Origin of the sequence: Streptomyces sp. WM4235 (assembly GCF_001279725.1) — a bacterium.
Classification (GTDB): Bacteria; Actinomycetota; Actinomycetes; order Streptomycetales; family Streptomycetaceae; genus Streptomyces.
Genome location: NZ_LGDE01000059.1, coordinates 1 through 8,267 on the forward strand (window position 1 = coordinate 1; position 8,267 = coordinate 8,267).

The window sequence follows — 8,267 nt, forward strand, 5'->3', positions numbered from 1 at the left end:
GCCCACCAGGGCGGCGGCGGCCCTCTGCCCGACCAACCCCCGGACCTGGGGGGCTGCGCGGCCGCGGAGTTGGGCGGGGATCTCCAACAGCACCGCGCACGCGAACAGCGCCCATCCCACCCATCCCGCGACGGCCAGGACCAGAAGGAAGACCTGGCCCGAGTCGTCGGTGGAGAACAGGTCGGCGAGGGCGGCGAGTCCGGGTGGACCGACCCGCGCGGTGGCCCACCACAACAGGACGGGCAAACCGATCAGCAACGCGGCGAGGACGGTGAGACTGAGGATCCCGCGCAGCATCGCGGCCGCGGTCTGTGCCGCGCCGCGCGCGGGAGATGCCGGCTTGCCGGGGGGGGGGGGCTTCGACATGAACCGGTCCTATCTGGCGGGGCTATTCGGGCTGGGTGACACCCTGGAGGAGTCGGGCGTTTCCGTGGCCGGTGACGCTCATCGATCCGACGCCCACGATCGCGAGGAACTTCGTCGCGTAGGTGCCGTGGACGGTGACGGTGAGCTGGGTGCCGTCCGCGGACAGGGTTGTGGTGCCCTGGGTGCCGGCGCGGGCCAAGTAGGCCTGGGCGGCGGCCTGGGCGGCCTGTGGGTCGACGCGGACGCCGGTGCCGGTGACGGCTGACGCGGGGTCGATGGCCTGGCCTGCGGCGCGGGCGGCCTCCATCGCGACGGAATCGGCCCGCTCGGTGGCCCGCAGCTTCCCGCCCCCGTCGATCGCCAGGCCGATGATCCCCAGCAAGGCGACGGTGACGATCGCGGTGTAGATGGCGATCCCGCCCTCGTCATCCCGCACCCGATGTCGACGTGAGCCCAACTCCGGTTCCGTTCGCGATGCGACTCCCGGTCCGGTGGGAAGTGTCGGCGGCGTTGTTCGGAACATGGTCTATCCCTCTCGGGAGCGGTAGGAGTCGACCACGGACGTGAACCGGCTGGTCAAGGTCTTGGATCCGGGAACGCCGGGAAGCAGAAGGTCGGCCATGGTCACGGTGCACGAGATGGTCACGGTGACGGTGCCGACTTCCCCGATCGGTACGGCGAGACCGGAGGTGTCCACGCTGGTGCTGCTTGACGCGCAGTGCACGCCCTGGTCATCGAGGGAGCGGGCCGCGGCGGCGCTTGCCTCGGCTTGCGCCCCGCCTTGGGTGCGGGAGATGGAGGCGGCGCGGGCGGCGTCCTCGGCGGCCGCGTCGATCTTCGCGCCGGAGGTGACGATCCGCCCTCCCGCGATGGCCATGCACAACAACATCAGGAGGAGTGGGGTGACGATCGCCGCCGCGATCGTCTCGCTGCCCCGGTCCTCCCGCCACCGCATCGCCCAACGGCCGCGCCTGGTGGGGGTGTCGGTCACGGGGTGGTCCACCTCTCGCGCGGAGCACCCGCCGACTGCGACACGCTCAATCCGGCCAGGCCCGGGATCATGGACGGGGCGTGGCCGGTGACGGTGACCCGTACCTCGGTGGCACTGCTGCCCGAAGTGCTCACCGTGGTGCCGGTGAGGCTGTCGCCCGCGATACGACCGAGCGTCTCGCGGGCCCGCGCCGCGCCCGCGCCTTCGGGAGACTGGTAGACGCGGGCGGCCGCCACGCCCTCGCGGGCCGCGGTGAGCGCGATGCTCCGGGCGAAGAACCACATGGCGGCCTGCACCACGGCGACCGTGACCAGGAGAACGATCGGGAAGACGATCGCCATCTGAATGGACGACTCCCCCCGATCCCTCCCACGCCGGTCCCCGGCCGTGACCTCCTCGGCCTCCGGCGCGGATCCGCACCGCGTGCTGTCCGACACCTCGCCCCCCTTCGCCCTTCCGTCTTCCGTCGGCTTCCTAGATCCCGGAGAGCTTGCCGTTGTACTTGGTGACGACGATGCCGATCGTCCCGGCGATGGCGAGGGCCCCGGCGACGGCGGCAACCCAGATGATGATGGTCGTGATCGAGATGTCGCCCCGGTCCTCGGCGGCGTGCTCCCGGACGTCCTCCCAACGGGACTTGAGGGCCAACGCGAGACGGATCGCGTACTTGGTCATGAGGGAATCTCCTTCGTGTGAGTCAGGTGTTGATCATGCGGATGACGCCGGGGAACGCGATGAGGAGCATCACGAGGACGGCCATCAGGGCGCCGGGGGCGGTCATCTTCTCTGAGTTGGCGTTCGCGTCGGCGGCCTGCGCGGCCAGCAGTTCGGTGCGCAGGTTCTTGGCGCGGGAGCGGAGGGTGGCGTAGACGGACGCGCCGTCGTCGGCGGACTGCCGCATGATCGCGGCGAGGTCGTCGAGGACCGGCAGGTCGAGTTCGGCGGTGAGGCGGGCCAGGGACTCCCAGTGGGGGACCTTGTCGACCCGGGAGCGGGCCAACGCCCCTCGGATCCGCTGGAACGCCCACCCTTCTCCGACTTCGGCGGCCTGTTCCATCGCCTGCTCGGCGGACACGTTGCCGGCCCGGCGCAGGGCGACGAGGTCGAGGTAGGCGGCCATGGCGTGCGCGAATTCCGCTCGCGCCCGCCGGGCCTTGTCCCGCAACGCCAGATCGGGGGCGAACCACAGGACGACGGCGGCCAGGATTCCGACGATCGCCGGGAGGTACAGGGGCAGGCCCAGCAACAACAGCGGGATCGTGGACAGCGGCGGCAAGAGCAAGCCGGCACCGGCCAAGGCGACCTTGGTCAGGAGGAAGCGGGCGGGGGTGGCGCCGGTGAGGGCGAGATCCTTGTACGGGATCCGCACCCCCGGCACATCGGACAGCCGCTCGACAAGCCACTGCCCCCACCGCTCGTCCCGATCGGCACCCTCGCCCGCCATGGCGGCCTGGGGGACTGGGGGTTGATTCAGGCGGCGCAGCGCCGGCCCGAGGGCCGGGGCGGGGCGCAGTACCTCGCGGATCAGCAGGGCTCCGCCGGCTCCGATCGCGGCACCGGCCAGTATCGCGGCTACAGGCGTCGTCATGCCGTCACCTCCACGGGGGACTCCTCGGATTCCTCGTCCGTGACGGGGACGGTGGCGACGGCGCTGCGCGGGTCGGCGATCAGGAACCGGGGGACCGGCTTGGTGTCCGCGATCTGCCGCATCAACGACAAGACCCCGACGAACGCGGCCGCCAGGATCGCCAGAACGATTTGTCCGATGGTGGTGCCGTAGGGGGCGGTGTAGGAGGGGACCAGGAACCCGGCGCCGATGATGCCGAGCGTGATGATCGTCATCCACCGCATCGTCGTGCGGGGCTTGGCCCGGTCGGCCTCGATCACCCGACGCCGGGCGACCTCCTCGTGCACCGACTCGGCGAGATCGTCCAACGCCTGCGCGAGACCGGGACCGCGGTCGGCCGCCGACAGGACCAGCGCGGCCACCACCTTGTCGGCGGTCACGTCGTGCAGGGCGTCGCCGAACAGGCGCAGCGCGTCGGTGGGCCGCCAACCGACCTGTAGCCGGTCGACCAGGTCCCCGACCTCGCCGGCGATGTCCTCCGGGCACCCCTTGCGGGACACCTGCAACGCCTCATCGAGGCCACGCCCCAACCTGAGGACGTTGCCCAGACGCTGCGTCCAGTCGCCGAGCGCCTCAAGCTTTCCGATCCGGGTCGTCGCCGACTTCGTGGGCGACAACAGCCAGGGAACCCCGATCACCGCGAGGAGGACCATCGCCCCGGCCACGAACATCCCGGTGACCAACCACACCAGCACTCCGGCGACGGCCCCGAGGACGAGCCGTGTGCGGCGGGCCATCTTCTCGTCGCGGGACGCGAGCGTGCGACCGGCCCGAAGCCGCGCACTGATTCCCGGGCCCCTGGGGGTGGTGGTGCCCACGATCCCGGCGACGAGACCGACAAGACCGCCGGCGACTGCCAGGCCGGCCAAGACCCACATCAGAAGGACGGTCACAGCGCGTCCTCCGTGATCAGGAGCGGCAGCGACGTGGGCCAGGTCCCGCCAGGCTCGTTCAGCAAGGTGGCGTCGAAGCCGACGCGGCGCAGGTCGTTGATGCAGCGGGGCAGCATGAGCGGGACCGCGCGGGCCTCGTTCCACTCCGGGCGCGGACCGAAGATCATGTTCGTCTCCGGCCGGCCGCCCTCACCGATACCGGTCACCTCCAGGACGTGGGACAGGAACCGGTGACGGTGCCCGCCGATCCGCGTCTCGTCGATCGAGGACACGAACACGATGAAGTCCAAGCCGTTCGCGGCCTGCCGGTAGGCGAGTTGCTCGCTCATGTTGGCCTGCGCCAACAAGTACAGCTCGGCGATCCGGTCGAAGACCACGGAGGGGCGGATGGCGTGGAGGGTGCAGAGGTTTCCGCCGGCGCCGTTGGTCATGGCCTGGAGCATCGCGACGATCTCCGGCCCACGGACCTCGCCGACCACGATGCGGGTCAGCGTCATGCGCAGCGCCCGGTACATCAGATCCATCAGGGTGATTTCGCCGGCGGCGACCCCGCCGACGACCTCCCCGTTGGATTCGCGGGCCTCCATCGGCACGACCTGCCGGTGGTAGCCGTTCTCGTGGGCGAAAAGCTCGTACTCGGTCTCCAGCGTCGCGAACCGCTCGTCGGGATCGATCTCCCGCAACAGAGCGCGCAGCAGGGTGGTCTTGCCCGCGGCCTGGCCGCCCACCACCATGATGTTCTTCTCCGCACGGACCGCCGCGCGCAGAAACTGTTCCAAGGTGGTGTCGAGCATGCCGCGTTCGACCAGTTCGGGCAGGTCGGCGTCACGCATGCTGTGCCGGCGGATCGTGACGTAGGCGCCCGGCGTTACCTCGATCATCGCCTGAAGGCGGGACCCGTCCGACATGCGCAACGCGAGGAACGGGTCCGCGGTCGACAGGCTGCGTTCGCTCTGGCCGGTGGTGCGACGGGCCAGATCCCGCAACAGTTCGCGCAACTCCTCCTCGGACTCCGCGACCGGCGCCACTCGCACCCGGCGACCGTCGGTGAAGTCGAGCCACACGTCGGTGTGGCGGTTGATGAAGATGTTCTCGACCAACGGGTTGTCGAGGTGGGCTTGCAGCCGGCCGGCCCGGAACTGTAGATCGAACACGGCCTGCGCCATGATCGCGTCCTCGGCCGCGCTGCTCGCGACACCGCGACGAACGGCCTCGGCATCCGACCAGATCGCCACCTGCTCGTTGATCAAGTGGCGTCCCTGCTGCTCCTGCGCCTCCGAGGACAGACCCGGGCGCGCCCGCAACAGGTCTGTCAGTCGCTCGCCGACCTCCTTCTTGATCAGGCGTACGGCGGCGTAGTCCAGCGCCATCGGCGCGGGCGGGGCCGTCTGGGCGGGGACGAGCGCACTCGCGCTCGGGGTGACTGCGGCAACGACCCATGGGTTGGCGGGTCCGGCGTTCGTCGGCGCGGGCGCCGGCTGATGCACGGGAGCGGGCACCGCCGCACGGGAACCCGCCAGCCGCGCTTGCAGTGACGTACCGGGGGTGACCTGCGGGTTGCTGTGGACCGGGTTAGCGCGCACCACTGACCACCCTTCCCGCAGGCGGCTCGGGTGGCGGTGGGGCCAGTCGGGAACGGCGGATCTCCACCAGCTCCCGCACCCGCAGCGCGGCCGACCGTGCCGACCGCATCAACTCGCCCACCTCGAAACGACGCGGCTGCTCCGCACCATCGGAGAAAACCCGCGCCTCCTTGGGCCGCCATGGCATCACCGCGACCACCGGCGCCTCCAGGTGCTTGCGGACCTCGTCCTTGGGGTACGGCCCCTCGTCCACCAGCAGGATTCCGATCTCCGCGCTTCCGCCGAGGTGCTCGCGCAGCGTCTTCAAGCGCACCTGGGCGCCTTGCAACCCGCGCATCGTGTTGCGGACGACCATCAGGACGACGTCGGCACGTTGCGCGAGGATCCCGGACGCACCGAACGCCCCCCGCCGACCGAGGTCCACCAGGACGTCGTGCCCGTGCTCCTCGATCCCGGCAAACAGCGCGGCGAGCGGCCGCCACACCGGCTCCATCGCCGACGCGTGCGCGGGATCGTAGAGACCCGGCAACACCAGCCTGTCCCGGGTCTCCGCGTCGGTGACGTCGACCAACTGACGCCAAAACGCCTCCGTCACCTGCCCCTGACGCGCCGCCACCGCCAGATTCCGCAGACCGTGGCTGTTGTCCAAAGTGCCCTGGAGCGCGCCCGGGAGAATCGCCCCGCCATCGGGGTCGGCCTCGGCCAACACGACCCGATGCCCCTGCGCCAACGGCCACCCCATCAACAGGGCCATCGCGGTCGTGGTGACCCCGGGAGCACCGAGACCACCCGCCAACGCCACAACCGCCATCAGCCCGCCTCCTGCGGCGCGATGATCAACGCCACCGCACCCGTCGCCACCCGCGCCGCCAACGTCGGCCCATCCGCGGCCGGCACCGCCACATCCACCACGACAACCCCCGTCGCCGGCGCCGGCACACCCACCGCCACCACCGTCGCCGCCAACATCTTCGGCCCGGCCGCCGGCTCACCCGCCTTCCCCGCACCCCCGGCCGCTGCGGCCTGGGCAGGGTCGGGGGTCGACACGATCACCACCTTCTGACCCGGCCCCAACCGCGTCGCCGGAAGCTGCGACGGCTTCAACGCCACACCCACAAGCTGCTCACCAGCCTTGACCAGCGACACAGACGTCACCTGACCGGGAGACAGCAGCGAACCCGCCTTCAGCGCGACGGCGGCCCGCTGCCCGACCATGCTCGACCGCTTCGCGACCGGGACCGCCTTGACGGCCGGATCAAGGGCGAGGGACGCGGGGGCGAGATCGGCGGCGGTGATCGTTGCCCCCACCGGCACGTCATGCGCCACCACCAACACACTCGACCGCTCCCCGGACGCTGTGAACAAGAGCGCGCCCGACAGGCCTCCAGCCGCGATCAACGCGACCGACAAAGCGATCAGCCCGGGACGGCGACGCCGCTGACGCACCATGCGCGGCGCGCCCGCCGGCTCGACGCCACTCCTACCGGGGCCAGGGACAGACGGCCGCCCCGGGGCGGCCGTAGTGGTGCTGCTCACGTGCTGTGCCTCCATAAAAATGGAAAGGAAAGTGCGGGGGTCGGTCGCTACGGTCGCTACTGGCCGACGACCTGGACCTCTCCGACCGACACGGTGAACGGCGTCGTGCGAACCTCGGTCAACTGACCACTGCGTCCGCCACCGGTCACGGCCCAATCGATCGTCCACGTGCTCGTCGCGGCGCCCTGATACCTTGCGCCCGACTGGCCGGCCGACGTCGAGCGGTAGCGATGACCACAATCCGGCGACGGCGTCATGCCACGCGCCGCGGTGTACGGAGTGCCCGGGGTCGCGCAGGTCACTGTCGTTCCGTCCCCCATGTTCCACGCCACCGACGACACCTTGGCGGTCGCGGTCACCGTGATCCCACCCGCCGATGCCGACGCGGTGTTCGGACCCCAGGTCGTGGGGCCTTGACCGACCCACAACCACATCGGCACCCCGACCGTGTACCGCCCGTCAGCCTTCGGACTGACGATCGCAGGACGGTCGAGGAGCATGCTGTCGACCGCCCGCTGCGCGAGGACGGCCGGGTCAACGGCCGGGGCCGGAGTGTCCGCCGACCAGAAGGTCAGGCCGATCGTGTCGGTGTTCGCGGTGCCGGAACCGCTGGCGCAGGTGTTGACGTAGATGGCGCCGTCACCAGGCTCGTGCCCCTCCCACATGGGGTTGCCTGCGGGGGGCTGAGGATCAAGGATTCGCATTTCGCAGGAGTCGGGATCTGGGGTGCCGCTGCCTTTTCCGGTGCCCCCACCGCCGTTGGTGCCCTTGCCTTGGTTGCCGCCCGTGCCGGAGCTGCCGTCATGGCCTGGCTCTGTGACACAGATGGTGACGAACTTCTCGGCCCCGTCGCAGGGACCTGCTGCGGCGTACGCAGGCAGGGTCAACGACAGGGACGCCGCGATGGTCAGAGGGATCGTGGTGGCTACCGCTCGTCTCAGCACTTTCTGTCTCCATCCGGCGTCAGCTTGACCACGAGCCACTGCCCAGCCCACAGCTCGACCTCAGCGGTAGTGATGTAGCGCAACGGTTGCTCAGACGGATAGGGCCGCACTTCACCGGTAGCGATGTTGACCGTCTGCCACGTCGAGAGATCAAGACAATCAGTGACGCCGGCTCGGGGGCGCTCGCCGGACATGTCGAGCGTCGTCGCTTCGGCTCGATGGCCCGGGCTGCCCTTCTTGGCGATGCCGGCCGCCTTCATCTTCGTAAGGTCGGCCAATGCCTCGTTGAAGGCACTCTTCGCCGAGTAGTTCACAAGCTTCGTGTTC

General features: G+C 70.3%; 11 protein-coding genes and 1 pseudogene. All 12 read right to left on the reverse strand.

The annotated features are described in order from the left end of the window. The coding region (locus ADK55_RS07495) for a hypothetical protein (RefSeq protein WP_199826467.1) at positions 1–366 on the reverse strand (366 nt) is incomplete at its 3' end. A gap of 22 nt (positions 367–388) precedes the next feature. After that, positions 389–802 carry a TadE/TadG family type IV pilus assembly protein gene (locus ADK55_RS07500; RefSeq protein ID WP_234349933.1) on the reverse strand — a complete coding sequence of 138 codons (414 nt, stop codon included), beginning with the start codon at positions 800–802 and terminating at the stop codon, positions 389–391. Between the two features lie 90 nt (positions 803–892). Further along, positions 893–1,321, reverse strand: a complete 429-nt coding sequence (locus tag ADK55_RS07505; protein ID WP_053676695.1) for a TadE/TadG family type IV pilus assembly protein — start codon at positions 1,319–1,321, stop codon at positions 893–895. 32 nt (positions 1,322–1,353) lie between these two features. Beyond that, on the reverse strand, positions 1,354–1,794 hold the full coding sequence (locus tag ADK55_RS07510; protein ID WP_420713599.1) for a TadE/TadG family type IV pilus assembly protein: 441 nt from the start codon (positions 1,792–1,794) through the stop codon (positions 1,354–1,356). Between the two features lie 37 nt (positions 1,795–1,831). Further along, positions 1,832–2,032: a hypothetical protein gene (locus ADK55_RS07515; RefSeq protein WP_053676688.1), complete on the reverse strand. Its 201-nt coding sequence runs from the start codon at positions 2,030–2,032 to the stop codon at positions 1,832–1,834. Positions 2,033–2,054: 22 nt separating this feature from the next. Continuing rightward, positions 2,055–2,945 carry a type II secretion system F family protein gene (locus ADK55_RS07520; protein ID WP_053676689.1) on the reverse strand — a complete coding sequence of 297 codons (891 nt, stop codon included), beginning with the start codon at positions 2,943–2,945 and terminating at the stop codon, positions 2,055–2,057. After that, a complete protein-coding gene (locus ADK55_RS07525) occupies positions 2,942–3,877 on the reverse strand; it encodes a type II secretion system F family protein (protein ID WP_053676690.1) in 936 nt (311 codons plus the stop codon). Before ADK55_RS07525 ends, ADK55_RS07520 begins: the two co-directional genes overlap by 4 nt. Further along, positions 3,874–5,247: a CpaF family protein gene (locus ADK55_RS07530; RefSeq protein ID WP_420713600.1), complete on the reverse strand. Its 1,374-nt coding sequence runs from the start codon at positions 5,245–5,247 to the stop codon at positions 3,874–3,876. The genes ADK55_RS07525 and ADK55_RS07530 overlap by 4 nt, the downstream gene beginning before the upstream one ends. A 202-nt stretch (positions 5,248–5,449) precedes the next feature. Next, entirely contained in the window at positions 5,450–6,271 is an 822-nt protein-coding gene (locus ADK55_RS07535; RefSeq protein WP_053676691.1) for a hypothetical protein, read from the reverse strand. Further along, a complete protein-coding gene (locus ADK55_RS07540; protein ID WP_053676692.1) occupies positions 6,271–6,909 on the reverse strand; it encodes an SAF domain-containing protein in 639 nt (212 codons plus the stop codon). The genes ADK55_RS07535 and ADK55_RS07540 overlap by 1 nt, the downstream gene beginning before the upstream one ends. 143 nt (positions 6,910–7,052) lie before the next feature. Next, complete coding sequence (locus ADK55_RS07545; RefSeq protein ID WP_234349934.1) at positions 7,053–7,940, reverse strand: ATP/GTP-binding protein; 888 nt, start codon at positions 7,938–7,940, stop codon at positions 7,053–7,055. Further along, positions 7,934–8,267, reverse strand: a pseudogene (locus tag ADK55_RS07550) (secreted protein/lipoprotein); the annotation flags it as partial. The gene ADK55_RS07545 and the pseudogene ADK55_RS07550, both read right to left, overlap by 7 nt.